Source organism: Cyanobium sp. BA5m-21 (genome assembly GCF_024346235.1).
Lineage (GTDB): Bacteria > Cyanobacteriota > Cyanobacteriia > PCC-6307 > Cyanobiaceae > Cyanobium_A > Cyanobium_A usitatum.
In genome coordinates this window covers 23,796-49,242 of record NZ_JAGQCO010000017.1, presented here as the reverse complement: position 1 = coordinate 49,242, position 25,447 = coordinate 23,796, and the positions used below count along the sequence as shown (strand labels likewise).

Annotated in this window: 27 protein-coding genes; 8 read left to right on the top strand and 19 right to left on the bottom strand. The window is 64.3% G+C overall.

Annotated elements, in window-relative coordinates:
- Both KBY72_RS07145 and KBY72_RS07140 read right to left on the bottom strand, forming a co-directional pair.
- Positions 1 to 271: hypothetical protein (locus tag KBY72_RS07145; RefSeq protein WP_254993313.1), on the bottom strand; the 271-nt coding region annotated here is incomplete at its 3' end.
- The gene (locus KBY72_RS07140) at positions 262 to 1,206 is read right to left on the bottom strand and encodes a DegT/DnrJ/EryC1/StrS family aminotransferase (RefSeq protein ID WP_254962190.1); all 945 of its coding nucleotides are present in this window, start codon (positions 1,204 to 1,206) and stop codon (positions 262 to 264) included. The genes KBY72_RS07140 and KBY72_RS07145, both read right to left, overlap by 10 nt.
- A gap of 122 nt (positions 1,207 to 1,328) precedes the next feature.
- Between KBY72_RS07140 and KBY72_RS07135 the strand changes: the two genes are divergently transcribed.
- Positions 1,329 to 1,790 (top strand): helix-turn-helix domain-containing protein, encoded by a 462-nt coding sequence (locus KBY72_RS07135; RefSeq protein ID WP_254962191.1) that lies wholly within the window; start codon positions 1,329 to 1,331, stop codon positions 1,788 to 1,790.
- A gap of 376 nt (positions 1,791 to 2,166) precedes the next feature.
- Here KBY72_RS07135 and KBY72_RS07125 read toward each other — a convergent pair whose 3' ends face one another.
- Positions 2,167 to 2,493 (bottom strand): NAD-dependent epimerase/dehydratase family protein, encoded by a 327-nt coding sequence (locus KBY72_RS07125; protein WP_409995481.1) that lies wholly within the window; start codon positions 2,491 to 2,493, stop codon positions 2,167 to 2,169.
- Positions 2,494 to 2,565: 72 nt separating this feature from the next.
- Between KBY72_RS07125 and KBY72_RS07120 the strand changes: the two genes are divergently transcribed.
- Positions 2,566 to 2,820, top strand: coding sequence for a type II toxin-antitoxin system Phd/YefM family antitoxin (locus tag KBY72_RS07120; protein WP_254962192.1), 255 nt, complete (start codon positions 2,566 to 2,568; stop codon positions 2,818 to 2,820).
- A gap of 11 nt (positions 2,821 to 2,831) precedes the next feature.
- The gene (locus KBY72_RS07115; protein WP_254962193.1) at positions 2,832 to 3,221 is read left to right on the top strand and encodes a type II toxin-antitoxin system VapC family toxin; all 390 of its coding nucleotides are present in this window, start codon (positions 2,832 to 2,834) and stop codon (positions 3,219 to 3,221) included.
- A 104-nt stretch (positions 3,222 to 3,325) separates the two neighbouring features.
- Here the strand turns inward: KBY72_RS07115 and KBY72_RS14420 are convergent, their stop codons facing one another.
- The 12 genes from KBY72_RS14420 to KBY72_RS07055 form a co-directional block, all read right to left on the bottom strand.
- Positions 3,326 to 4,255: a DUF2887 domain-containing protein gene (locus KBY72_RS14420; RefSeq protein ID WP_254993312.1), complete on the bottom strand. Its 930-nt coding sequence runs from the start codon at positions 4,253 to 4,255 to the stop codon at positions 3,326 to 3,328.
- Positions 4,256 to 4,444: 189 nt separating this feature from the next.
- Positions 4,445 to 4,915 carry an RES family NAD+ phosphorylase gene (locus KBY72_RS07105; protein ID WP_254931962.1) on the bottom strand — a complete coding sequence of 157 codons (471 nt, stop codon included), beginning with the start codon at positions 4,913 to 4,915 and terminating at the stop codon, positions 4,445 to 4,447.
- Positions 4,912 to 5,379: an antitoxin Xre/MbcA/ParS toxin-binding domain-containing protein gene (locus tag KBY72_RS07100; RefSeq protein WP_254931963.1), complete on the bottom strand. Its 468-nt coding sequence runs from the start codon at positions 5,377 to 5,379 to the stop codon at positions 4,912 to 4,914. The genes KBY72_RS07105 and KBY72_RS07100 overlap by 4 nt, the downstream gene beginning before the upstream one ends.
- 259 nt (positions 5,380 to 5,638) lie before the next feature.
- A complete protein-coding gene (locus KBY72_RS07095) occupies positions 5,639 to 5,905 on the bottom strand; it encodes a DUF4351 domain-containing protein (protein ID WP_254931964.1) in 267 nt (88 codons plus the stop codon).
- Entirely contained in the window at positions 5,899 to 6,069 is a 171-nt protein-coding gene (locus tag KBY72_RS07090) for a hypothetical protein (RefSeq protein WP_254931965.1), read from the bottom strand. The genes KBY72_RS07095 and KBY72_RS07090 overlap by 7 nt, the downstream gene beginning before the upstream one ends.
- A gap of 167 nt (positions 6,070 to 6,236) precedes the next feature.
- Positions 6,237 to 6,449, bottom strand: a complete 213-nt coding sequence (locus tag KBY72_RS07085; RefSeq protein WP_254929046.1) for a type II toxin-antitoxin system RelE family toxin — start codon at positions 6,447 to 6,449, stop codon at positions 6,237 to 6,239.
- 19 nt (positions 6,450 to 6,468) lie between these two features.
- The gene (locus KBY72_RS07080; RefSeq protein WP_106501115.1) at positions 6,469 to 6,690 is read right to left on the bottom strand and encodes a ribbon-helix-helix protein, CopG family; all 222 of its coding nucleotides are present in this window, start codon (positions 6,688 to 6,690) and stop codon (positions 6,469 to 6,471) included.
- A 244-nt stretch (positions 6,691 to 6,934) separates the two neighbouring features.
- A complete protein-coding gene (locus KBY72_RS07075) occupies positions 6,935 to 7,192 on the bottom strand; it encodes a hypothetical protein (protein WP_254993311.1) in 258 nt (85 codons plus the stop codon).
- Complete coding sequence (locus KBY72_RS07070) at positions 7,179 to 7,595, bottom strand: type II toxin-antitoxin system VapC family toxin (protein ID WP_254931966.1); 417 nt, start codon at positions 7,593 to 7,595, stop codon at positions 7,179 to 7,181. Before KBY72_RS07070 ends, KBY72_RS07075 begins: the two co-directional genes overlap by 14 nt.
- Positions 7,592 to 7,873, bottom strand: coding sequence for a hypothetical protein (locus KBY72_RS07065; RefSeq protein ID WP_254993310.1), 282 nt, complete (start codon positions 7,871 to 7,873; stop codon positions 7,592 to 7,594). Before KBY72_RS07065 ends, KBY72_RS07070 begins: the two co-directional genes overlap by 4 nt.
- 20 nt (positions 7,874 to 7,893) lie before the next feature.
- The gene (locus tag KBY72_RS07060) at positions 7,894 to 8,253 is read right to left on the bottom strand and encodes a hypothetical protein (RefSeq protein ID WP_254962201.1); all 360 of its coding nucleotides are present in this window, start codon (positions 8,251 to 8,253) and stop codon (positions 7,894 to 7,896) included.
- A 127-nt stretch (positions 8,254 to 8,380) separates the two neighbouring features.
- The gene (locus tag KBY72_RS07055; RefSeq protein ID WP_254962418.1) at positions 8,381 to 8,683 is read right to left on the bottom strand and encodes a nucleotidyltransferase substrate binding protein; all 303 of its coding nucleotides are present in this window, start codon (positions 8,681 to 8,683) and stop codon (positions 8,381 to 8,383) included.
- 233 nt (positions 8,684 to 8,916) lie between these two features.
- On the opposite strand from KBY72_RS07055, the gene KBY72_RS07050 reads away from it, so the two are divergent.
- The 4 genes from KBY72_RS07050 (at position 8,917) to KBY72_RS07035 (ending at position 13,665) form a co-directional block, all read left to right on the top strand.
- A complete protein-coding gene (locus tag KBY72_RS07050) occupies positions 8,917 to 10,032 on the top strand; it encodes a polysaccharide biosynthesis/export family protein (protein WP_254962417.1) in 1,116 nt (371 codons plus the stop codon).
- The gene (locus tag KBY72_RS07045; protein WP_254962416.1) at positions 10,032 to 10,766 is read left to right on the top strand and encodes a GumC family protein; all 735 of its coding nucleotides are present in this window, start codon (positions 10,032 to 10,034) and stop codon (positions 10,764 to 10,766) included. The genes KBY72_RS07050 and KBY72_RS07045 overlap by 1 nt, the downstream gene beginning before the upstream one ends.
- A 75-nt stretch (positions 10,767 to 10,841) precedes the next feature.
- Positions 10,842 to 11,729, top strand: coding sequence for a hypothetical protein (locus KBY72_RS07040; RefSeq protein WP_254962415.1), 888 nt, complete (start codon positions 10,842 to 10,844; stop codon positions 11,727 to 11,729).
- Complete coding sequence (locus KBY72_RS07035) at positions 11,722 to 13,665, top strand: hypothetical protein (protein ID WP_254993309.1); 1,944 nt, start codon at positions 11,722 to 11,724, stop codon at positions 13,663 to 13,665. Before KBY72_RS07040 ends, KBY72_RS07035 begins: the two co-directional genes overlap by 8 nt.
- Here the strand turns inward: KBY72_RS07035 and KBY72_RS07030 are convergent.
- The gene (locus KBY72_RS07030) at positions 13,655 to 15,052 is read right to left on the bottom strand and encodes a cytochrome P450 (RefSeq protein ID WP_254993308.1); all 1,398 of its coding nucleotides are present in this window, start codon (positions 15,050 to 15,052) and stop codon (positions 13,655 to 13,657) included. The genes KBY72_RS07035 and KBY72_RS07030 overlap by 11 nt on opposite strands.
- Positions 15,049 to 16,230: a hypothetical protein gene (locus tag KBY72_RS07025; RefSeq protein ID WP_254993307.1), complete on the bottom strand. Its 1,182-nt coding sequence runs from the start codon at positions 16,228 to 16,230 to the stop codon at positions 15,049 to 15,051. The genes KBY72_RS07030 and KBY72_RS07025 overlap by 4 nt, the downstream gene beginning before the upstream one ends.
- 48 nt (positions 16,231 to 16,278) lie before the next feature.
- On the opposite strand from KBY72_RS07025, the gene KBY72_RS07020 reads away from it, so the two are divergent.
- Complete coding sequence (locus tag KBY72_RS07020) at positions 16,279 to 16,782, top strand: SRPBCC family protein (protein ID WP_254993306.1); 504 nt, start codon at positions 16,279 to 16,281, stop codon at positions 16,780 to 16,782.
- On the opposite strand, the gene KBY72_RS07015 is transcribed toward KBY72_RS07020, so the two are convergent.
- Together KBY72_RS07015 and KBY72_RS07010 are read right to left on the bottom strand one after the other, a co-directional pair.
- Positions 16,763 to 17,992 (bottom strand): glycosyltransferase, encoded by a 1,230-nt coding sequence (locus tag KBY72_RS07015; RefSeq protein WP_254993305.1) that lies wholly within the window; start codon positions 17,990 to 17,992, stop codon positions 16,763 to 16,765. The genes KBY72_RS07020 and KBY72_RS07015 overlap by 20 nt on opposite strands.
- 52 nt (positions 17,993 to 18,044) lie before the next feature.
- Positions 18,045 to 25,424: a type I polyketide synthase gene (locus KBY72_RS07010; RefSeq protein WP_254993304.1), complete on the bottom strand. Its 7,380-nt coding sequence runs from the start codon at positions 25,422 to 25,424 to the stop codon at positions 18,045 to 18,047.
- Between the last annotated feature and the right edge of the window lie 23 nt (positions 25,425 to 25,447).

The window sequence follows — 25,447 nt, the reverse complement described above, 5'->3', positions numbered from 1 at the left end:
TGGGCAGGGTCGGTTGCGTGGTTCTGGGGCAGCGGATGAGTAGGCGGTGGGGCGGCTGGGGCAGGGCGTGGCCGATGCGATCGGCTGCGGCGAAGCGACCTGAGCCACCATCCAGAACCACCACCAGATCGCTACCAGGGCCAGACGTGGGAACCGGGAAAACAAGCGGAACAAGCCAGGGCCAGGCCAGCCATAGCCCTGCAGCCGAAGTTCCAAGCAAAAGGACAACCAGCACTTGGCGACGCTTCTGGCCAAAAAGCACTACCGGCAAGCCCGCTGCACCACCGTTCGCACAGCCTCGGCATAGCCCGCCATCTGCTCAGTGGTGATGGTGGGATGCACGAGGAACATCAGGCTGGTATCGCCGAGCTCGCGGGCAACGGGCAGGCGCTCGGCTGGGGATAGGCCTGCATCCTGGAAGCACTTCTCCAGATAGATCTCGCTGCAGCTGCCGGAGAGGGCTGGATAACCAAGGGCAGCGATTTCGGAAAGGATGCGATCACGACTCCAGCCATCGGCGAGGGCATCAGGTTTCACGAAGGCATAGAACTTGTACCAAGCATGGGTGAGCCCCTCAGGAGGAAGAGGCACACGCACGGCGGACAGGTCATGCAAAGCCTCGGCCAGCTGCAGCGCGTTGCGGGTGCGAGCTGCAGTCCACTCCGGCAGGCGCTGGAGCTGGATGCGGCCGATGGCGCTCTGAAGTTCGGTGAGGCGGAAGTTGGAGCCGAAGCGCTCATGCAGCCAGCGAAAACCAGGCGGGTGCTCGCGGCCGAACACAGCCTGGTGGGTTTTGCCGTGGTCCTTGAAGGCCCACATGGCATCCCAGAGATCGTCGCGGGAGGTGGTGACCATGCCGCCTTCGCCGGCGGTGGTGAGGATCTTGTCTTGGCAGAAGCTCCAGGCGGCCACATCGCCAAAACTGCCCACGGATTGGCCATTGATCCGGGCACCATGGGCCTGGGCGCAGTCTTCGATCACGGCGATGCCGTGGGCGCGGGCCAGATCACAGATCGCGGACATGTCGGCCGGCCAGCCGCCCAGGTGCACCACCGAGATGGCCTTGGTGCGGGGGGTGATCAGGGGAGCAATGGTGGCTGCGGTGATGGCGCCGGAATCGGGATCCACATCAGCGAACACGGGCTTGGCTCCCAGCAGCACAGCGCTGGAGGCGGTGGCAATAAATGTGCGAGGGGTGGTGATCACTTCATCACCCTGCCCCCGGTTTCAGGAAAGTTGTCACCCCTCTGATCAGTACATCCGGGGGCTTGAGGACATGACTAATGCGTCGATACAGCGAGGCCGTCAAGGCTGATGTGAGGAGGCGGATGAGCCCGCCGCACAGGCAGAGCGTGGCCCGGATCTCAGAAGAGCTGGGCATTCACCTCGCCACCCTCTACAACTGGAGAAAGGCCTGGCGGTTGCAGGGAGAGGTGGTGCCGTCATCCGAGAAGGAACCAGAGGGCTGGAGCGCTGCTGACAAGTTCACGGTTGTACTGGAGAGCTCTGGCCTCAACGCCACCGAGCTCAGCGCCTACTGCCGCGAGCGGGGCCTGTTCCCGGAGCAGGTAAGCCGTTGGCGGCAGGCGGCCCAGGATGCCAACGCCAAGCCGGTGCTGACGATGGCCGAACAGAAGGAGCTTGAGAAGCTCCGCGCCCAGGACCAGCGGGAGATCAAAGCCCTCAGAAAGGAGTTGCAGCGCAAGGAGAAGGCCATGGCGGAAATGGCGGCTTTGCTGGTGCTGCAAAAAAAGTGGGATGCCTTCTGTTCGGAGGACGAGGAAGGCTGACCAGCGCCGTGCACCGGCGGAAGGTGATCGAGTTAATCGGCGAGGCCAATGCTGCGGGCGCCGGCCTGTTGAGGGCCTGCGGTGTGATCGGCATTTGCCTGCGCACCCTCAAACGCTGGCGGAAGGCCTTCCTGGGTGATGGGGACGGCGTGGATCGCCGTAAAGGCAGTGCTCGCCTGGTAGGTCACCGGCTGAGCGAGGAAGAGCGCCAGCGGATCCTGTTGACCTGCAACCAGCCGGAGTACGCCGCACTGCCGCCAGGGCAGATCGTGCCGGCACTGGTCGATCAGAAACTTTTTATTGGCTCAGAGAGCAGCTTCTATCGGGTGCTGCACCAGGCGGGTCAGTGCAACCGCCGGGGGAGGGCCAGGCTGCCTCAGGAACCGCGCTCGGTGCCGCGCCTGCGGGCGGATTGTCCCGTGTCAATCAGGTTGGTCTGGATCTTGAGGTTATCGAGCAGGAAATCAGCCGGGTAGCTGTTGTTGGCCTGGATGCCGCCCACCTTGGCCGCCGCCAGCACCACCACCGTGGGTTGGTGCTGCTCGAACCAGCGCTGCACGGCTGGGCCGTCTTCCAGATCCAGCTCGGCGCGGCTGGCCGTGAGCAGGTTGCTGTAGCTCGCCCCCTGCAGCGCCCGGCAGATGGCGCTGCCCGCCATGCCGCGATGGCCGGCCACGAAGATGGAGTCGTCGGGGGTGATCATGCAATCCATCAGCTGATGCCTCCTGCTTGGTCCACAAGTGGACTAAGTTGGTTTCCGATGGATCCGCACCCCATGGCTGAGCGTGTTGTGAATGTGCATGAGGCCAAAACCCACTTTTCTCGCTTAATCGATGCCGCCCACGCCGGCGAAACAATCCTTGTGGCCAAAGGAGGCAAGCCCTGGGCGCGCTTGGTGCCTCTCGACCAGCCTCGCCCGCGCCGCCAGGCCGGAGTCCTGGCTGGCAGCATCACGCTGCCAGCACCGGAGCTGCTGCTGGAACCTCTGCCGGAGGAGGAGCTTGCTGCCTTCGAGCAGCCTCTCTTCTGACCTTGCCCGTGATGACGCAGCTGTTGCTCGACACCCATGCTCTCCTGTGGTGGCTGGCTGAGCCGGGTCGTCTCTCCCCTGCCGTACACGCCGCCATCAGCGATCCCGCCAATGCGGTCTATGTGAGCGCCGCCTCCGGTTGGGAGATCGCCACCAAGGTGCGCCTGGGCAAGCTGCCAGCGGCCAGGGAATTGCTCGATGATCTGCCCGGGTTGCTTGCAGCCCAAGGGTTTCAGCTGTTGCCGATCACCCTGCAACAGGGCCTGCATGCTGGCAGCTACCCCATGCCCCACCGCGACCCCTTTGATCGTCTGCTGGCCGCCCAGGCTGAGCTGGCCAGGCTCACCCTGGTGACCGTGGATCCAGCGCTTCAGGCGTTCCCCTGCAGGCTTCTCTGGTAGCGCCATCAGCTCTTTTCTCCAGCGGCAGCCACGGCCGATGGATTGGTGGGCGGCGTTGGCGACGCTAAGTCCGGACTCTCAAAAACAACCTTAGAGGTGTTGCTTCAGCTGTTGGCGGCCAGCCAGGCGGATAGGTCGGCTGGGCACTGGAAGTCGAGCAGGGCGTCGGCCAATGATTCCAGCTGCTCCAGCGGCAGGGCCTGGATCTGGGCGGTAGTGGGCTCGCTGATGGGGCCGCAGCGGCGGTTGAGGAGGCGGAGGGTGACTGCCGCTTCGCCCTCCTGGCGCCCTTTGGCTTCGCCTTCCTGGCGGCCCTCCTGGCGGCCTTCCTGGCGGCCCTGCTGGCGTCCCTCGGCAAGCCAGTCCTGTACCGCCCGGGTGTGGCGGATTTCTTCCCGGGGGATGCCGGCAATCACCATGATTTCTGCCTCGGTGAGCTGGGGAAAACGTTGCACCAGCATAGGCAGCACAACCGTGTCTAGATCAGGCCGACTGGCCAGGATCTGCTGACTGCTGGCCGCCAGCTCGCTCTCAGGCCTAACCGGCAGTGTGAGCAAGTTGAGCAGGGGGTCGAGATCTGGCTGCTGGCTCAGATGCTCCAGGCTGAGCCACACCACCTGCTGCAGGAACAGCTGCAGCGCCTGGGTGGGGCCGAGCTTGAGCCGGCCGTGGGGCGTAATCACCAGCACAGCCCAGTGCTCCACTTGGGGCTGCTGCTGCAGAAAGCGGTAGGTCTGTGCTGCCAGGCGGTGGTGGAAGCCTTGGTCGGGGTGCATTTGCACCTCCAGCAGCACCACGGGGAACTCGGGGCTGCCGGTTTCGGCGCAGCCAGTGCTTTGGCGCGGCCACAAAACACCATCGAGGCGGTGGCTGAGCTCTTTGATCTCGAGCGCCTCAAAGCGATAGAGCCGATCGCCGGGGGCGCCGGGGTCGAGGCCCAGCGGGTTGTCGGCGGCGGCTGAGCCGGGCAGGAGGGCGCGGATCAGATCGGGGGCGCTCTGGAAGACCCGGTAGTACCAGCGGTCGGTATTCACTGGCTGCGGGCGCTTGCTGGCGAAAAGGTAGCCGCGGCTTGAGGTTCGGGCTGCGACCCGTGAGGGGCTTTGTGGGTTCGGGGTCTCGTTGGCGGCAGGCGGCTGACTGGGTTATTCGGGCTGGTGTTTCTGGCGGCTCGTGGAGAAGCCCTTTTTGATCCACCTAAGGGCCAATTGCAAGCCCTATTTTTAGGCCAAGCGTTCATCCAGTTGGAACGGCTCCTGATGCACCAGCGCCACCTTCGGCATGGCCGGGTGCAGCGGATTGAGCAGCAGGTTGCGGGCCTGAGGCACCACCACCGAGGGCAGCAGAAGGCCCAGCTGCCCTCCGTCCCGCAGCCAGTCGCCACCAAACACGGCGCTGGCCTGGCCATGGGGGATCGCGTTCCAGCCTGCTGGCAGGCCTTCAGGTTCGGCTTCACTGATCAGGCCCGACCCAGCAGGCACCTCGTAGGCACTGAGCACCAACGGCGCGATCAACACACCATTGAGATGCACCAGCACCTCCAGAACGGTGATCTCGGGTGTCAGCCCCAAATACACAGCCCGCTGCCCTGATTGGTTCCAGCGCTGGCCATCGCGCGCCGCTCCCTGGCCGGTGAGATCGCCGGCGTATCGAGCCTTGCTAAGCCGCCAGGCCCGAATCACACCCTCGCTCACACCGGTGCGCCGTGCTCCAGCGCTTGGAGCAGACGCCGCACCTGTCCCGCTCCAATTGCGGTGCGGCAGTGCTGCAGTGGGCTGGCTTGATGCAGCAGCGGGTGGGGGGCCTTCAACCAGACCTCCGTGCTGGCTGGCTGCTCAAACACGCCATAAGCAAGGCTCAATACCTCCATCAGCCGGTCCAGCCTTTCGGAGGAAACAAGATCCAGCGCCGCCTGCTCGCGGCTGCGGCGGGCCATCGTGGCCTCCGAGAGGGCCAGCAATGGCTCAAGATCCGCCGCCTTGAGGTGCAGGTGCTGGCGCAGGGCCGCCAGCCAGCTGCTGCTCCAGCCCTGCTCAATCGCATCCAAGCGCTGCTGTTCATCCAGGGCGCCGAGCTCGGCAGCGCGCTGCCAGAACGATTGGCTCAGATCAGCCTCCTGAGACGCCTTGTGCGTTGTGGCAGGGATCACAGAAGCCATGAGCTAATCAGTCCAAGCAACGTCATTTGAAGCGATCCTAGCGTCAAATGGCGAGACCGCTTGTAGCGCCAGGTATCCGGCTGTTCCCGCATCGGTTCAGGCAACACGTTGGTGGCGAGCAGAACGGTCACGCCAGTACTCTCACCACCCTCGGGGCGGATTGGGGGGCAGGCCAGTGCCAGCCACAGATTTAGATCTGGCAGATCGGCTGTGACTCTGATGCGTCAAGCAGTTTGAACAGTCGAATCAAGGCCCCGCTTCAGCCGTTGGCGGCCAGCCAGGTGGCCAGGTCAGCCGGGCCCTGGAAGTCGAGCAGGGCATCGGCTAGGACTTCCAGCGGCTCCAGCGGTAGGGCCTGGATCTGGGTGGTGGTGGCGCCAGTAAGTGGGCCGCAGCGGCGGTTGAGGAGGCGGAGGGTCACCTTGGCTTCGCCGCGGGCTTCGCCTTCCTGGCGGCCTTCTGCCAGCCAATCCTGTATCGCCCTGGTATGGAGGATCTCTTCTCGGGGGAGGCCGGCTATCACCATGATTTGAGCGTGCTGCAAGAAACAGCCGTGGTGAGTTCAGGAAATTTTTGTACCGGCATAGGCAGTACAACTGTTTTTAAATCAGGGCGACTGGCCAGGATCTGCTGACTGCTAGCTGCCAGTTCGCTCTCGGGCCGCACCGGCAGGGTGAGCAGGTTGAGCAAGGGGGTCGAGATTGGGCTGCTGGCTCAGCTCTTTGATCTCGAGGGCTTCAAAGCCGCAAGGCTTCTGCGAGGCAGTAGCGGTAGAGCCGATCCCCGGGGGCGCTCTGGAAGACCCGGTAGTACCAGCGGTCGGTGTTCACTGGCTGCGTGCACTTGTTGGAGGCAGGTCAGCGATAGACCTCGCGTCGATGGCCGATGCGCACCACCAGGATCACCAGTTCGCTGCGCTGCCATTCATAGACAACGCGGTAGTTCCCTACACGCAACCGCCGCAGTCCTTCAAATTCACCCTTGAGGGCAGAGCCGGCGGCTGGGGTGTCGCAGAGCAGGTTGATGGCCTCAACCAGCCGCACCCGGTCAGCTTTCGGCAGCGCGGCCAACGCCTTTGCCGCAGAACGTTTAATCCGCAGCGAGCAGCGCATCTCGCACCTCAAGCCAGTCGAGAACAGGGTCGGCAGGGTCCTTCAGGGCTGCCACCCCACAGCGCAAATCCTCGATGTCGTCGAGGTAGTACTCGATTGCCTGACGAATGATGTCGGCTCGGCAGCGGTTGAGCTGCTGTGCCGCTGCATCAAGCTCAGCGCCGAGGGTGTCGGGAAGCCTGGCCGTGACCTGAACCATGGGAGTCACCGCGAAGTCGAGGAGATGTCAATGACATTAATGTAGGGCCACAGCCCAAGTTTTAGGCCTGGCCAAACAGGGCTTCAAGTTGGGCTTCACTGATCAGGATTGAGATGCACCAGCACCTCCAGAACGGTGATCTCGGGTGTCAGCCCCAAATACACAGCCCGCTACGCCAGTGCGCCGATTGCGGTGCGGCAGTGATGCAGTGGGCTGGCTTGATGCAGCAGCGGGTGGGGGGCCTTCAATTAGGTCTCCGTGCTGGCTGGCTGCTCAAACACGCCATAAGCCATTTGATCGTTTCAGGCAACACGTTGGTGGCGAGCAGAACGTTCACGCCAGCACTCTCATCACCCTCGGTGCGGATTGAGGGGCAGGCCAGTGCCAGCCCCAGATTTAGATCTGGCAGATCGGCTATGACGCGAAGGCCCCGCTTCAGCCGTTGGCGGCCAGCCAGGTCGGCCGGACCCTGAAAGTCGATCAGGGCATCAGGCGCAGGCAATCAAGCGCACCTGCAAAGCCTGGACGCGCTGAAATCCGGCATCACCCGTGATCATCACGGCATCAGGCCCCAGTTGCAGGCAGCAAGCTGCCTGCAGGGCATCGGGTGTACGCAGCCCATGGTTGGCGCGCAATTGGGTCGCCAGCTCCACCACAGAGGCGCTGAGCTCCACAACCAGCAGATCTGGCTGGGCAAACAACGCCTCAAAGCGATCCAAACAGGCTTGATCACCCCGCCGCAGTGGAGCCACACGACACTCCAGCAGGCTGAGGCGGCTCACGGCCAGTGGGAGATCAGGTGCCTCGACAGCAAGCTGATGGAGGGTTGCCTGGGTGGCTTCGGCCCATCGGGCCTCACCATCCACCAAATAGATCAGTGCGCTGGCATCCAGGAAGGCAATCACCAGTTGCGCTCAGTTGCCAGCTCAGCATCGATCTCAGCCTTACTGCGCGGGCTCGTGGATGGCGGCAGGGCCAGCAGCCACTGCAACGCCGATGCTTCAGCCACAGGAGCTCGTGATGCCTGCAACTTCAGCTGGCGATAGTGCTGCTCACTCAGCACCACAGCAGCCGATCGGTTGCGCTTCAACAAATGGACTGGTCCATGCTGCAGCGCCTGCTCAATCGCTGCAATCCCACGGCGCTTGAGCTCAGCTGAGGTGAGCGCGTTCTGCTGATCCATGGCACAGCAATCGCTGGAGCCTAAAGCTTAGTACCTAAAACAGTACTGGAGTGCCGAGGGCGTCGCAGTGGCACGTCGTAAGCAGGCCAATGGGCGTCCGATGACAACGCCATCAGACTCTCGACCTGGGCCTGGGCCTGGGTAATCAACAGGTGGCCGAAAGAATCGTGGTGCACCAGAGGGAGCTGGGCAGTTTGAATCACATGACCATCCAGCACAGGCAAAAGCAGCGCACCAGCAGCGAGGCTCTGGTGTCGAGCAGCAGGCGCATCAGCTGCCAAACAGCCGTGCAACCTGTTGATCCACAGCCTCACTGAAAGCGGCATCCACATGGGCTGGCACGAGAGCTGGCTCTTGGCATCGAGCATGTTGACCTGCACGATCAGCAACCCTCTGTTTAGCTAACTTAGCCAGAAATGAGGCCTAAGCGGCCTCGGCCAAGCGCTGCAGGTCCAATCCGCGAGCCGAATAGCCAGATGCCCTGAACCTGCGGCTGTGCCGGGATGGTCATGGCGCCTCCTCCTGAACCCGTTGCTCCAGCCTGGTGCGTAGCTGCTGAAAACATGGCAGGTAGCAATCGATGATCTGCGCCGCAATGGCATCCGCTGTGGCGAGGTTGTAGGTATGGCTGGTTAGACGGCGGTCCCGCAAGGTGTCCCGCGATCCCAGCAGGAAGGCCTCGCCCTGGCTGCGCAGCCGATCACGCAGGGTGTTCCAGGAAATCCTCCAGGAGCTCCAGGTCTTTGCGGTAGTTGCTGAATGAATATAACTATGGCGTATGAACGCAGAAGGAAAGGGAGCAGAACTCAACTTTCTCACCTCTGCTAGCCCAAGATCGCACAGCAACAGATCCAGATTTAGTCATGTAAACAACTCCTAATTTGCACGTTTAGAGCTAATCTCAGCTCCCCCCTCTACTCCCAGTAATCAGAGCGGCACTGCAACAGCAGATCTGCCCGCTACGGCAGATAGGGTTGGGGTATAAGCGTCATTCCATCCCGGTGCAACCGCTGCGACGAAGAGCTTGGTGGGCTGGCACAGCCGTGGCATTGGCTGTTCTGGGCCTGCAACCCTCCCTGGCCAACACCCCAACCCCTGCGGCCACCAGCCGCAGCCGAGTCGTATACGACAGCTACATCCTCGGCCCGGGCGACACCCTGCAGATTGAGCTGGTCGACATCCCCGAGCTCAGCGGCACCGTGTCGATCGGCCCAGATGGCACCCTCTACCTACCCCACCTGCGCGCCCTCTATGTCGAAGGGCTCACGGTGGAGGAGCTGCGCTACTTCCTCACCGAACAGTTCAAGCGCTACGTGCGCCAGCCCGAGATCTACATCCGCCCGGTGGGCTTCCGCCCGATCCGCATCTACATGGGCGGCGAGGTGAAGCGGCCGGGCTACTACACCCTCAGTGGTGTGCAAAGCAACATGGAAGATCTAAGTGATCCCAACACCACCCCTGATATCTCCAGCGGCTCGACAGCCCTGGGGCAGGGTCTAACCACACGCAGGAGCAGCAGCGCCGGTGGCAGTAGTTCAGCCACCCTGTTCCCGACAGTGTTCGACGCGATCCGCACCGCCCAGGGGATAACCCCCTACTCCAACCTGGCTGAGGTGCAGGTGACCCGCCGCCAGCCCGTGAGTGCCGGCGGCGGCAAGATCCGCACCCAGCTCAACTTCCTCAGCCTGATCACCGAGGGCGATGAATCCCAGAACATCCGCCTCTTCGACGGCGACGTGGTGAGCGTGGCCAAAAGCCCCGTGGTGCTGCGCGAGCAGCTGCTTAAGGCAGGGCAAACCAACCTCAGCCCCCAGTTCATCCAGGTGTACGTGAGTGGCCGGGTCAAGACCCCCGGTGGCATCACCCTGCCCCAGGCCTCAGCCCTCAACCAGGCCCTAAACCTCGCTGGCGGCCCCTCCCTGCTGCGCGGCAAGGTGGAATTCATTCGCTTCACCCGAGAAGGCGAACTGGATCGTCGCCTGTTCACCTACAACCCCAACGCCGCCAGCGACTCGGCGGCCAATCCAATCCTGATGGCCTGCGACATCATCCGCGTGCAGGATTCGGCCCTCTCCGCAAGCATCAGCGTGATGAACGAGCTCGCTGGTCCCTTTGTGGGGGTTTACTCGGTGTACAGCCTGTTTGGAGGAGCCCGCTGATGAGCCCCTCCCTACCCCAGCCGGCTCCAGCCGACGACGAGATTGACCTTGGCCAGCTCGCCTCCTCCCTGCGGCGCCGCTGGCGCCTGATCGCCAAGGTCGCCGGCGGCACCCTGCTGCTCTCCGCCGCAGTCACCCTGCTGCAGAAGCCGGTGTGGGAAGGGGAATTTCAGATCGTGCTGGCCGATCCCAACAAGAAACAGGGCGGAGGAGCCGCCCAGCTGCTAGCCCAGAATCCTGCCCTGGCCTCCCTGATCGGCACCGGGGGTGGCGGCAAGGACAGCCTCGAAACCGAGGTAAAGATCCTCGAGAGCCCCTCGGTGCTCAAGCCGGTGTTCGACTTCGTCAAAACCAGCAAGCAGCGGGCCGGTGAAAACATAGATCGGCTGCGCTACGCCGACTGGCTCAAGAACAACCTCAAGATCAAGCTCGAGAAGGGCACCTCCGTGCTCAACCTCGCCTACCGCGACACCGACAAGCCCCTGGTGCTGCCGGTGATCGACCGCATCTCCAAGGCCTACCAGGATTACTCCGGGCGCGACCGCGAGCGCGGCCTGGTGCGCGGCGTGGCCTACCTCGACCAGCAGATCGAGGTGTACCGCCGCCGGGCCGTGGCCTCCCTGCGCGCCGCCCAGCGGTTCGCCATCGAACAGGACCTCACCGCCCTCAAGGGTGAAGGCAAAGGGGACGATGAGGTGGTCAATTCACTCAACATCGAAGCCGTTCGGGTATAAGCCGCCAATGAAATCCGCAATATCAATGAACAACTCAAACAACTCAGATCCCTTGGCAGCGATCCAAACAGCGTCATGTTCCAGGGCCTGCTGATTCCCGAGCTCGCCGCCCAAGGGCTTCCCCAGCGCCTCAACTCGATCGACAACCAGCTGGCTTTCCTGCGCTCAAAATTCACTGAAAGAGAGGATTCGATCAGGACACTCAAGGAGGAGCGGAGCCTGCTGATCGGCCTGTTGAGAACCAAGGCCTTTGGCTTCCTAGAGGCCAAGCGCAGTGCCGCCCAAGCTCGCCTCGCCGCCGCCGATCGCCCCAAGGGCGTGCTGATTCGCTACCGCGAACTGCTGCGCGTGGCCGCCCGCGATGAGGCCACCCTCAACAAGCTGGAAGACGAGCGCCGGGTGCTGGCCCTCGAGCAGGCCCGCAAACCCGACCCCTGGCAGCTGATCTCCACCCCCACCCTGCTCGACAAGCCCGTCTCCCCCAGCAAGGGCCGCAACCTGGCCCTGGGGCTGCTGGCCGGCCTGGTGCTCGGCTCCGGCGCCGCCCTGGTGGCCGAGCGCCGCAGCGGCCGGGTGTTTGCCACCGACGAGCTCCAGGCCGCCCTGCCCGGCCCCCTGCTGGCCCGCCTCGATCCCGCCGCGCCTGAAAGCTGGGCCGCCACCATGGCCCTGCTGGCCTCAGGCCCCCTGGCCGGGTCGTCCACCGTGGCCCTGATCCCTGTAGCCGGCCAAGGCGAACCTGAGCTGGCTGAGGCGTTGCAACTGGCGCTCCAGCAGGCCACCCCCGGTGCCCAGGTGCTCTGCACCAGTGATCTGGTGGAGGCCGGCACCTGCCAGGCCCAGCTGCTGGTGGCCCGCCCTGGCGCCATCACCCGCCCCCAGCTCGACGCCCTACGCCAGCAGCTCCAACTCCAAGGCAGGCCCACGCTGGGCTGGCTGCAGCTCCAGAGCACGGATGCCTAGGCCTCTGGCCAAGCTGCTGCCCGTCGCCGCGGCCCTGCTCAGCCTGGGCTCCAGCAGCTTGGGGGAGCCCGGCTGGGCCCAGCCCCAGTGGCAGCCCCTGGCACCCGTCCCCGGCAGCACCACCGCCAGCCCCCAGGGCTGGAACCCCGTGCCGCCCGCCACCGATCCGGCCCTACCCGGTGCCAGCTGGCAGCCCTTGCCCCCCGGCGATCCCGGCAGCAGCGCGTCACCCCAATGGGCTCCGGTGCCTGAAGGTGATCCCTCCCTGGCGCCCCCGGCCGCGCCAAGCACTGGAGCGAGCGCCCCAGCTAGCGCCGCGGAAGCCGAGGCCGTGTTCGCCGGCCTGCTGCCCAACCGGGCCGACTACCTGCCCCTGCTGCGCCTGGGCCCCCTGCCCACCGCCTGGTTCCTGGATGAAAGCCTGGCCCAGCTCAGCTTCCAGCAGGTGAGCCCCGGCGATGGCGGTGCCGCAGGCGGCAGCGGCAACCAGAACTACGGCTTCCGCGCCGATGTGGGCCTCTCCAGAGCGCTGCTGCTGTCCCTCACCTACACCTACGCCGACGACCCCCTCTACGCCGCCATCCCCAGCCGGCCCAGCCAGCCAGCCAACTACTGGAATGCCGCCGGCGCCAGCCTGCGCGGCCGCCTCGCCGGGGGCCCCAACTGGCAGCTCGCCGCCGAAGGAGCCCTCGAGCTCTTCACCGTGGGCAGTGGCTGCGGCGGCACCGTGAGCTGCGATGGGCCCGGCACTCCCAACATCTTCAACGACTCCGGCCAGCTGGTGTTCACCCGCAACTGGGTGGGGGCCCTTTCCCTGCCCCTCACCTGGCAGGCCAGCCGCCAACTGCAGCTCTCCTTTGTGCCGGCAGTGTCCTTCCTGCCCGACTCCCAGGGCTCCGGCCAGGGCGGTGCCGGGGAGTTTTACGGCACCACCATCAGCCTGGGCCTCGGCGCCAGCTACCGCCTCGGCAACCAGGTGCAGCTTTTCGCCTCGGCGCTGCTGCCCTTCGGCCCGGGCAATAACGCCTTCGATGGCGATCTGGTGTACTCCCGCGTGCCGATCCTCAGCGCCGGCGCCAACGTGGCAGTAAACCCCCGCATCGGCCTAGAAGCCAGCATCACCAACGGCTTTGGCCTCAGCCCGGCCACCGCCATCCTGGCCCTGCCCAGCGCGCCCACCGAACCCATGCTCAATGGGCGCTTCACCTGGAATCCCGGCGCCATGGATTCCCCCAGCCCCCGCTATACCCGCCGCCAGGCCTCCCTGGCCCTCGGCGGCCTCAGTGTCAACACCGCCCTCACCCCCGCCGATGGCACAACCCAGCTGTGGTTGAACGGCGACAGCCGCGGCAACCTCTTCGGCGGCGCCGGCTACTCAGTGTCCAACGACTTCCAGTTCCAGATCGCCGGCGGCCTGTTTAACGGCATCGAGCCCCGCAACAGCTACGTGAACACCTTTGCCGGCAACGGTGGCCTCAACCTGCGCTTCGGCGGCAAGGCCATGGTGTTTCGGCCCAGCAAGGGCCTGCCAATCTGGGCAGCCGGCCGCGTCTCCGTTGGCCGCAACGAAGACGAGAGCAGCAAGCAGGGCTACCTCTTCTTTGAAACCATGAACACCTGGGAGGCAACCCCAACGCTGGCCTTCCACCTCAACCCCAAGCTCGCCCTGAACGGCGACGGCACCAGTTGGGGCGTGGGCCTGGCCGCCAACCTGCAACTGGGTCGCCGCTTTCAAATAATCCCAGAAATAAACCTGGTAGCAACCGATCTCGGCGGCGACAACGGCTCCAACGGCAGCCTGGCGTTGCGCTGGCTGGCCTCGGCTTCCACCACCCTCGATGTCTACGTGTCTAATGCCGCCGGCCTCTACGACCTCGGCCAGCTGCTCGGCAACGACCAAGTGCGCGTGGGCGCCCGGCTCGGTTTCAGCTTCTAGCTCTCAAGCGCACCCGGATGCCGTTGCGGGAGCGCAGGGTGAGCCGCGCCACCAGCTCCGGCTCGTGCCCAGGATCGGGCAGCACCTCAAAGCGGCGCACCAGCTCGGCCAGCACCAGCAGGGCTTCCTGCTGGGCAAAAGCCGCTCCCGGGCACTTGCGCGGCCCCAGGCCGTAGGGCAAAAAGGCATCGCGGGCCCAGCGCCGATCGTCCGCATTGGCATCACTCAGGAAGCGCTCAGGCCTAAAGGCGTTGGGCTCGCTCCAGTGCTGCTCGTGGCGCTGGATTACCCAAGGCGACAGCGTCACAAGGGCCCTCATCGGGCAGCGGCTGCCCGCCAGCTCGGTGTTGGCCTGGGACTCGCGGATGAAAAAACTTAGCGGTGGATATAGCCGCAGGGTTTCATTGAAAATGGCGGCCCCGTAGGAGAGCTGGCGCAGATCCTCAAAGTCCAGCGGTCGATCCAGCGCGCCGGCCCGGGAGCCCAACACCTCCAGCACCTCAGCGCGCAGGCGCTGCTGAACCTCGGGGAAACAGCCCAGCAGATACACCGCCATGCCCAGCGCACTGGCGGAGGTTTCATGGCCCGCCAAGAACAGGACACACACCTGATCCACCAACTCCTCGCGGCTGAAGCAGGCACCTGTTTCGGGATCACGGGCTTCGATCAGAGCCGCCAGCAGGTCGTCACCAGGGGCGCTGGCATCAGCCAAGCGGGCATCGATCGCAGCGGAGATCCAGGCGCGGATCGGGGTGGCATGGGTGGCCAGGTAGCCCTGCAAGGGCCGACGCGGCAGCCTCAGGAAACGCAGAATCAGCGCTTGACCAGCGCGCTTCTGGTAGCGAGTGAAGGCCGCAAAAATCGCCTCCGCTTCCGCCCCCTCAAGCGGTCGCGACAAAATAGTTCGCACGATCACATCAGCAGTCACCAAGGTCATCTCGGCGTCGGCGTCAATCGAGCGGCCAGCCACCAGATCACCAGCCACCTGGGCCTCCAGCCGAGCCAAACTTGCCCGACAAGCTGCTGCCATCTGAGGCAAGACACGCTGCAGCTGGGCCATTTGCAAGGCCTGGTCCAGGAGCCGGCGCTGCTGGGCCCACTCGGCGCCGTTCACCGCAAAGATTCCCCGACCGATCAGTGGCTCCAGAATCCAGAGCATGTAGGGATGCTTGGGGAAAGCCTCCACCTCGCTCACCAGCACCTGGCGCACTGCCGCCGGCTCGTTTACCAGCAACAGGTTCAGCCCCATGAATCGCAACGCCCCCACCGGAATGCGGAAGTCCCATTCATTGAGCAGGCCAAACCAGGAATAAAGGCCCCGGCGGATGCGGCGCAGAAAATTCGGTGTGTAGGGCTGCGGCGGCGGATAGACGGGCTCTTGGGTCATGGCGCCAGCAGCTGCTCGATCAGATCAAAGCCACCGCTGCGCCCTGGCTCCGCGGTGCGCAGGTACTCAAAGTGCAAATCAAATTGGTGGCTAAGCAGATCAACCAGTCTGCTGAGGCCCTGGCGCTGGGCCAGGGGTATCAGCCGCAGCTCCGGGTAGGCCTCGGGGCCCTGGCGGGCCACACCGCAGCTGAGGTAAGGGTCAACCGCCGCGAAGCAGAGGTAGTCGTCGCGGGAGGTGATATCAAGCCAGGGCAGCCGCGGTGCCTCAGCCAGCAGGGCCAGATCGTCATGAAAGGCGCGGGCCTTGCCATGAACAGCCAGGTTGGCCAGGTTCTGGCCCAGGCTGAGCAACTGCAACCGCCCGGCCAGCTGCCGGTCCACACCCTGGCGGCGCAGTTCTGCAGCCAGCATCGCCATCACGAAGGAGCCGCTGCTGTGGCCTACCAACAGCACCTCAGCAGCAGGATCACTGGCCTCCAGCTCGCCGATTCGCTGAGCCAGCTCCGCCACCCGGCGCCGCAGATCGCCGTCACGCGCCTGACCCAGCCGGTGGGTGAAGCGAATTGAGCGAAACAACCACACCACGCCGAGGTGGTTGGCCAAGCGCCAGGCAAACCCGCAGCCGAAAAGCACGACAACCAGCTGCAGCACCAACAGCAAGCCGGCCGGCAGCAGTTGCAGATAGCTAAGTAGGCCCAACAAACTGCAGGCAACAAGCAGTACCAGCAGCGTTGTACCCACGTAGAGGACTGGATAGAGGCCACACAAGGCCACCTGCTCCGACAAGCGGCGCATTTTTAAATATCCACCAGCAAAGACGTACCAGCAATAGATGCTGATGCCATCGCGCAAAAGCACCAGTGGATTCTTGGGCCAATGGGCCCGGGCGATGTCGTCCCAGTGCAGGAAACAGAAATCCAGCCGTAAGGCCAAATCTTCCTGCACCTGCCAACGGCTGATCAGGTGGTCCTGCTTTTGACCACGACGGTGGCTTGTCTTCAAGCAACGGCCGCTCCAATGCTTGAGCTGACGCACCTGCTCGCCAAACATGCGGTAGTAAAAACTGGCCCCGCGGGGATCGAAGCCACTTAAAAAGTAGACGCGCCGACGGGGGCCATCCTGGTCAAGAATGTCGGAATCGCTCCTAGTGCCGTGCTCGCAACTTTTCTGCCGCAACGACTCTGTCTCCCGTTCGCACTGGCATTAGTAGCATCTCAGCAGGCAATGCCGATACTTGCCTCACCCGCTGCTCGAGTCAACCTGAAGGGAAGCCAGGGAAATTACACCGCATCCGTCATGGTGCCGGTGTCAGCCCAGCAAGCCTGGAGGGTGCTCTCCAACTACGAATCCATGCCTGGGCTGATGCCCGACATCCAGCAGACCAAGGTACTGAGCCGCTCGGGACGCCATATTGAACTTTCGCAGACTTACAAAGCCCCTTACACCTTTGGGCTGAGCATTAAGGCAAACCTCCAGGTGCAAGAGACTCCTCCCACCAAGATGAGTTACTCCCTGATCCGCGGCGACCGCATCAAGCATTTAAGCGGTAACTGGACGATTACGCCGGTCAAAGGCGGCGTGCTGCTGAAGCACCAGCTACAGGTGGTGCCCCAAATTCCCGGCTTCCTGCTGGGCACCTACTACGAACTCACCGAAACCAACCTGCGCCAATCGATGCAAATCCTGGCCAAGGCGATGCTTAATAGCGTCAACCGCGCACCCTCCTAACCCCGCGCCCCCGCACCTCGTAGTGCACTCCGCGCCACTCCACCCTCCTAGCCAGGGAGGCCCGCAGGGTGGCCAAGCCGTATACCCACTGGGCCAGGGGCAGCCAGCGCAACAACTGCCAGGCGTGGGCGAAATCTTGCTGGAGAAGCTCTCTCCCTAGAGGGCGCAGCGACCGGCAGGCCACCGACTCGATCAACAGCAGCAGGGCCACACAGCCCAGCTCGTAGGCCAGCAGGGCAGCCAACAATCCGGCTGCCGCAGACCAAAGACCCAAACAAAGCGCCGCCAGCAGCGCCGCCAGCACAGCTAGCAGCAGCAGCCAGCTACCCAAGCCATGCAGGGCTACCAGGGGCCAGGCGGGGTGGTGCAGCCGCGCCGTCAACAGCTGGCGGCTGATCCAGCGCCGCAGCGGCCGCAGGGCGATGCCGTCGTCGCGGTCGAGGGCGAGCAGCTCCGGCCGAAACTGGTAGCGCCAACCGCTGCGGGCCAAGGGCGCTGCCAGGGCGGTGTCCTCGCAGAGGCTGGTAGCCAGCAGCTCCCGCCAACCACTGGGCTCGATTAATTCGCGTCGCACCGCCAGCGATCCCCCCCAGGGGATGCCCAGCAGGGTCATCAGCACCAGGGCGCCGCCATTCCAGATCGCCCGCACCAGCCCGGGGCCACTGCCATGCTCCGGGGCATACCAACGGTTGCCAGACACCGCCCCGACGCCATCCTGGCCGCAGCCCGCCGCCAGGGCCGCCAGCCAACCGGGTGCCACCACCGCATCGGCATCCACCAGGGCCACGAGCTCGGTGGCTGCATCCAGCTCGCCGAAGGCCTGACGCAGCGAGGCGCTTTTGAGCGAACCCTGGGCCGGCCGGGCCGCCAGGGGGGTGAGCCTGGCCGCCTGCCAGCCAGCCTGGCCCGCCGCCTCCAGCCGGGCAATCGTGTGCTGCACCAGGGGCCAGGCCGGATCCTGGCGGGAATCGACCACCACCAACAGTCGCCAGGGGCCCGGGTAGGTCTGGCCCGCCAGGGCCATGAGGGCATCAGCCAGGCTGGGGTCGGCTCCCCGCAGGCACAACACCACTTCGGCCGCCGGCGCTGGCTGGGCCAGGCCGGGGAGCCGCCGCAGCCGCCGCCGCACCACCACCGCGAAGGCGAGCGTGAGCAGCAGCTGCAAGCCGAGGGTGGCCAGCAGGGCGCCGGCTAGAAGCGCTGCGATCACAGGCAAATGATCACTGGAAACTGATCACAGAGAACTGATCACAGAGAAATAATCACAGAGCTGCGGCTCCGGTGATCAGGCTGCGGGCATAGGGGCCGATCAGTTCCTCGAAGCCCGGGCAGCGCACGCCATGGGCCGCCAGGGACGCCACGGTGGCCAGGCAGCTGGGCCGGGCCCGCACCCCGGCCTGATTGAGCTCGGGGTAGGTGAGCTGCTCGTCGCCCCAGCGCCGCACGAAGAAGGCGCGAATGCCGTGCAGGGGGTTGGCCGGATCAGCATCGATAGCCTCCAGCCAGCGCTCCATCGACACCAGCTCCAGCGGTGCCCCCCGCTCGATCAGGTTGCCAAGCAGATCGGCCAGCAGCATCGGCTGGGGATGTTGCAAGTGCACGTTGCGGCCCACCGCTTCCGGCGTCCAGGCCAGAGCCGTAACCGCATCGGCCACGTAGTCCACCGGCACCAGATCCAGCTCCCAGGGCAGATCGGGCGCCATACCCAGAGCTAGGCAACCCCGCAGCAGCCGGTGCAGCAGGTCGTCCTGGTGCCAAGCGCCTGTTTGAGAATGGCCACCAATTAGCGGCGGGCGATACACCGTGACCGGCAAGCCGGCAGCCCCAGCGGCCAGCACCAGCCGCTCACTCACCCATTTGGTTTGGGAGTAGCCCACATGGATGCCGCGCCACCCCGACACGTCGTCGCTTTCCAGCACCGCCCGGTTGCGGTAGGCGGCCGCCTCAAAGACCGCCACGCTGGAGATCAGCTGCACGGGCAGGGCCCCGACGGCGGCCGGATGCACCGCCAGCTCGAGCACCGTCTTGGTGCCGCCCACATTGGCCGCCTCCAGTTGGCTGTAGGGGGCCATCTGGCTGAGCTGGGCACCGTTGTGCAGGATGCCCCCTAGGCCTTGAACCAGCTCAGCAAAGCCATGCTCCGAGAGACCGAAGCGGGGCTGGGCCAGATCGCCGGGCACTGCTACCAGACGTTCGCTCCAGCTGTCCTGCCAGAGACCGTAGTGATCAAGGTTGGCGCGAATCCGCGTCAGCCCCTGGGAGGGATCGCTGGCCCGCACCAGGCACCGCACCTGCACTTGATCCCAGCGCTGCAGCTGGCCCGCCAGCAGGTATGCCCCCAGGAAGCCGGAAGCGCCCGTAACCAAAATCGCCTCCCCTGGGCCTGCTGCTGCGGAGGAGGTAGTGGTGGAGACCGCTGGCAAGCTCCAGTGAGATGCCAACTGGGCTTCCCTGCCCAAATCCAACACCCGCTCTGCCCCAGCCTGGGGATCTACCAGAGCCTCTAGCAATACCGCCGCCAGGGCTTCGATCGTGGGATCGCCAGCGAGGGATTCAAGCTCCAACTTCACCCCCAGGTCCCGCTGGATCCCCGCCGCCAGCTCCACCGCCATGAGCGAATCAAGGCCGATGTGGAACAGGGAATCACCGGAATCAAGACTGCGCCCATCCTCCAGCCCCATCACAATCGCCAAGCGCTGTTGCAGCAGCGCAACCACCAGCGCCGAGCGCTGGTCAGAGTCGGCCTCGGCGAGCTGGCGGCGCAGGATCTCACCCTCGCCCCCTTGATCGCCGCGGCCGTCAACATCAAGCAGCGGTTGCAGCATGGCCGCCTGACGGTTACCAAGCTGGGCTGCCAGCTTGGGCCAGTCATTGTTGAGCACGGCTACGCAACCAGACCTGCCCCTCTCCAACAGCAATCCCAGGGCCCCAAATGCCTGAGGAGGTGGAAGCAGGCCAACCCCCAGGGCGGCAAAGCGGCGCTCAAGCCCCTCGGCCATGCCGGCCCCACCCCAAGGCCCCCACTGCACCGAGAGCAGAGGCCAATCGTTTGCAGCGGCAGCCAAGCCATCGAGAGCGCCATTGGCCGTGGCATAGCTGGTTTGCCCGGGGGATCCGAGCAGAGCGGCCATCGATGAAAAGGCCACTCCAAACTCCGGCTGGCAGTGGGCCAGCCGGCAGGCCAACTCCAGCCTCTGCCAGCCAGCCAATTTGGGCGCAATCACCGCGGCCTGGCGAGCGGGGGTCTGCCCCTCCAGAAGACCATCATCCAAATGACCGGCGGCGTGGAATAAGCCAGCCAAAGGCTGGCCCCGCAGAGCCTCGGCTAACCGCTCTACCGGATCGGCAGCCAGATCAAAGGCGACCACTTCGCAGCCAACCCCTTGGGCCTGCAAGCGCTCCACCAGGGTGGGGTCAGGTCTGCGTCCTAAGAGCAGAAGGGAACGAGCACCTTGCTCAGCCAACCAGAAACAGAGCTGCTGGCCGATTGCACCGAAAGCCCCCGTCACCAAATAACAAGCCTCAGGGCGGATCGCCCAGGCAGCCGGCCGCTCTGGCTGGGTGATCACCACCTTGCCCACGTGCCGGGCCTGGGCCATAAGCCGAAACGCCTCCACGCCGCGCTCGATCGGAAACGCCTGCAGCGCGATCGGCGCGTAGCGGCCGGCCTCAAGATCGGCTAGCAGCTCCAGCAATAAGCCGCGCACAAGGCCGGGGTCGGCAGCGGCCACCTCCAGCAGATCGAAGGGCAGGTAACTGCTGTCGGGCCGGCGGCGAAGTGCCTCCTCCCGACTCCAAATCTCAATTTTGCCAAGCTCCACAAAACGGCCGCCGTCAGCCAGGGCAGCAAAACTTGCCTCCACCCAGTCGCCCTTGAGGCTGTTGAGCACCACATCCACTCCCCGACCGCCGGTGACGGCCAGCACCTGCTCGGCAAAGTCGAGGCTGCGGGAATCAAACACAGCCTCCACCCCCTGCTGCAGCAGACCCGCCTGCTTAGCCGCACTGGCGGTAGCGAACACCCGCGCACCGCAACGTCGGGCCACCTGCAGGGCCGCCTGACCAACCCCCCCAGCGGCCGCATGGATCAGCACAGTGTCGCCAGGGAGCAGCTGGGCCAGGGTCTGGAGGCCGTAAATAGCTGTGAGGAAAGCCGTGCTGACGCTGGCCCCCAGGGCCGGATCTAGCGCCGGTGGCAGTGGCACACAAAGGGCGGCGCGGCAGACAACGTGGCTAGCCAGGCTGCCCACCGCCAAGGCGGCCAGCAGCCGCTCACCCACCAGCCCCGGATCCACACCAGGGCCAACGGCCACCACCCGACCCACACATTCGCCGCCATAGGGCATGCGGGCATCAGCATCCATGCCAAGTTCACGGCTGTAGCCCGCCAGCAATCCAAGAGCGTTCAACACATCGCGAAAATTGAGGCCCGTGGCCTCTACCGCCAGTTCCAGTTCCCCGGGGCCCGGCGACCGCCTCTCCAGGGGCACTGCCCGCAACGTCTCCAGGCTGCCCAACGAACCGCTTTCCAAGCGGAAGGGGGCATCGGCCAGGGTCTTAAGACGCTGCACCCAGGCCCTGCCATCACGCCAGGCCAGCAAAGGTTCGCGCTCACCTAGCGCAAACAGGGCTGACCAATCGGCAGCAGCTGGCGGGCTGCCTTCTTGAATAAGAAGCACTGTCCAACCCAGGGCGGGCTGTTCAAGCGCAGCCGAACGCCCAAACGCTGCCAAGCCGGCAGCGAGAGGCCCCTCTCCCTGCAGCACAAGCCAAACAGGCCTGGGCGGGACGGCTGCCAGCTGCTGGGCCCAAAGCAGCATTTGGGCTGCCAACGCCTCCAACTCACAGGCAGGCTTAGTGAGATCGGGCCAGAGCAAAAGCGGCCCAACTCCTGGGGGGATCACCTCACCTTCAGCAAGTCTCAGCGGTGCGGGGCCTGTCAGCGGCTGTGAATTGAAGTTCGTTGACTCCTGCCAGTTTGTTTCCAGCAACCAGTTCTGCGCGCCTGGCTGGGGGTTAGCCGCCGGCAGGAGAAACAACCACTCCATCGCCTGCCTAGGCAGACGCCGCAGCCGGAAGCCCCGAATCCAGCCCAAGGGAGCGCCGCCCTCATGGAGCACTAGGTCAGCGAGAACGAAGGCCGGCTCCTGACTCGGCTGAAGCCGCACCTGACATTGCAAACGATCAGGTAGGGGCAAGGCCGCCAGCCAAAGCTGCTCCAGCCCCACGGGGAGAAGCAGCTGGCCTTCCCGGGCCGCTGGATCCAGGAGCACAGCCACAGCCTGGAAACAACTGTCGAGGAGCCCCCGGTCCTGGCCCCTCTCCGGTCGCTCCAGCTCAGCCCAGGCCTGACCTTCCGCCAGCTTGAGTTGCCGCAGGCCGCGGTAGGTAGGGCCGTACTCCAGACCCACCTGCGCCAAGGCTTCGTAGAAGTTATCAAGCTCCACCTGCTGCACCGAGTCCGGCGCCGGCGACAGGGCAAATGGCGGCTCTACCGGCAAGTCCCCAGCTAGGGACACCTCGCCATGACGCTGCCAGGGGGAGAGCTCGGCAGCATCGGGCCGGCTGTAGAAAGTCATTCCATCAGTGCACCAATGGCCCTGGAGCCAGGCCGCTGCACCTGGAGCGACCAACTTCAGCGGCTGATCCAGTTTCATCGAACCCAGCCTCAGGGGCTGCTCGGCCTGATCCAATAGCGCCAGTGCCGCCAAAATGAACCCCGCAGCCGGAAACACCGCTTGAGTGCGAATCCGGTGGTCGCTTAGGTCGGTTCCCTCAATACACAAACGCGTCTGGTGCACCTCCGTTTCGCCAGGCAGATCGATCCGAGTGAACCTCTCAGCAGCAGAACGCGAACCACTGGAGGATGGCCTATCCACTCCAGGCTGGAAAACAGGGGCTTGAGGCGTGCTGTTTAAAGCCGTGATCCCCAAATGGTCCAGCCAGAAGCCACCTGGAGCTGGGCCCTCTCCCTGGCGGCTCCACCAATGGCGCTGCCTCTCGAAGGGGTAGCCGGGCAGGGTGATGCGAAGGGCAGGGAAGGGGCGATGGAATCCGGCCCAGTCAATGCCGTAGCCATCGCGCCAGAGGCCACCGAGGCTCGTGAAAAGCACCTGCCAGTCAGACTTTCCCTGCTCCAGGGAAGGCCAGTGGGTGAGGGATTGATCTTGAGTGCATTGACGCGCCATGCCAATGAGCGTGGGGCGAGCACCGATCTCAAGAAACACCTGGGCACCTTGTGAGACAAGGGTGTCAATACCTTGGGCAAATTGCACAGGGCTGAGTATTTGGTCACACCAGTAGTCCGGCTGGGCAATCTCCGCGCCAGCTAGCAAACCAGTGAGGTTGCTCACCAGCGGCTTACTGGGGGGCGCATAACTGAGCTGGCGCAGTTCGAGCTCGAAGGCCTCAAGCATCGGAGCCATTGCCCGGGTATGAAAGGCATGGGAAACAGACAGCTGACGGGCGTTGCAGCCAACTGCATCAGCATCCGCAAGCAGCTGCCGCAGGGCAGCGCTGGGTCCAGCCACCACCGTGTTTAACGGGCCGTTGTAAGCCGCCACCACCAACTCTGGGTGGCGCGCTAGCAAGGCTTGTACCTGGTCAAGCGGAGCCAGCAAAGCCACCATCCCGCCCCCTGTAGGCAAAGCCTGCATTAGTCGGCCACGAGCCGACACCAGGCGACAGGCATCCTCCAGGGAAAAAACACCGGCCAAGTGCGCGGCGAGGACCTCGCCAATGCTGTGACCCATCAGCAGATCAGGTCGCACTCCCCAGCTTTGCCAGAGCTGGCTCAGGGCATAGCCCACCGCAAACAGAGCTGGCTGGGTAGCTCCGGTCTGATTAAGCAGGGCCGCAGCCTCGGCCTCATCCCCATCCCGGGGCGTCAAAAACTCGCGCAGGGGTTTATCTAGCTGTGGATCCAGCAGAACCGAAACCCTTTCAAAAGCCTCAAGGAAAGTGGGATGGGCCAGCAGCTCTTGGCCCATGCCAAGGGCCTGAGAACCCTGCCCAGTAAATAGCCAAGCCAGCTTGCCAAGGCGCCTTGATGCGGTATCGCAGTAGACGCCTTCAGGAAGAGGACGTCGGTCGCTTGCCAAGGATTGGAGCTGGGACACCAGATGATCCTTATCTCGAGCCAGAAAGACCGCCCGCCTTCGAAAGCCAGTGCGACCTAGGTTTGCGGAAGCAGCCAGATCGGTGAGCTTGGTGTTGGGCTGCTCCTGCAACTGCTGAACTAACTCGAAGGCAATCCTGTTGAGAGCCTCAGGTGTACGAGCCGAGAGGGTGATTAGCTGCAGCGGCATGCGCGCGCCAAAGCGAATAGGGGCGCTCTGGCGGGGAGCATCTGCCAGCACGACATGGGCGTTGGTTCCACCGAAACCGAAGGAACTAACCCCCACCACCAAGGCTCGATCCTGATGGGGGAACGGCTCCAGTTCGGTCTGAACCTGCAACTTTAGGCCGGCAAAATCAATGGAAGGATTTGGGCGGAGGCAATGCAAGCTGGGGGGTAGTTGTCGCTTAGCTACGCAAAGGGCCGCCTTGATCAATCCGGTTATGCCAGCAGCAGTTTCCGAGTGACCAAGGTTGGTTTTCACCGAACCCACGCGGCAGAACTCCCCCTCAGTACGCCCTTCGCCAAGCACGGTGCCGAGAGCCCGAAGTTCAATCGGATCTCCCTGGCGAGTGCCCGTACCGTGAGCCTCGACGTACTGGGTAGCCGATGGGTCAATGCCTGCCTTGGCAAAGGCCGCGCGCACGCAGGCGATCTGGGCCCGAGCATTGGGAGCAACCATGCCATTGCTGCGGCCATCAGAATTGACGGCTGAGCCATGAATAACCGCGTAGATCGAATCTCCGTCTGATTGGGCAGCGGCTAGGGGCTTGAGCAGCACCGCCCCGGCTCCCTCCGAACGCACATATCCGTCAGCACTGGCATCAAAACTCTTGCAACGCCCATCCGGCGCCAGCAGGCCGGCCTTGCAAAAGCTCATTTGAATACCGGGGTGAATCAACGCCTGCACACCACCGGCGAGGGCAGCCTCGGATTCGCCCCGCCAGATGCTTTCGCAGGCCAAGTGCACCGCTACCAGGGAGGAGGAGCAAGCGGTGTCGACAGTGAAGCTGGGGCCCTTGAAATCAAAGAAATAGGAGAGACGGTTTGCAGCTATGCAGCCTGTGTTGCCTGGCAACACGAATGGCTCGTTGTCGGGAGTAACAAAGCGCTCCCGCGAAGCCCAAAGCAAGGAGCTGTAGTCGGCGCTGGAGATGCCCATAAACACCCCCACCGCCGTGCCGCGCACATGCTCTAGGGGCTTGCCTGCATCCTCGAGGGCCCGCCAAGCCACTTCAAGCAAAAGCCTCTGCTGGGGATCCATACAGACCGCTTCCCTGGGCGTAATGCCGAAAAAGGCCGCATCGAACTGATCGATGCCCTCTACAAAACCGCCGTGGCGCACATGCTGAGTGAGCGGATGGCCAGGGTCAGGGTTGTAGTGGAGATCCAAATTCCAGCGGTCGGGGGGCACCTCTGTGATCGCCTCACGCCCTTCCCTTAGAAATCGCCAAAAACTTTCAGGTGAATTGATACCCGCCGGAAGCCGGCATCCCATGCCCACGATTGCAATCGGCTCTGGCATCGGGACTATCAAATGCATATCAA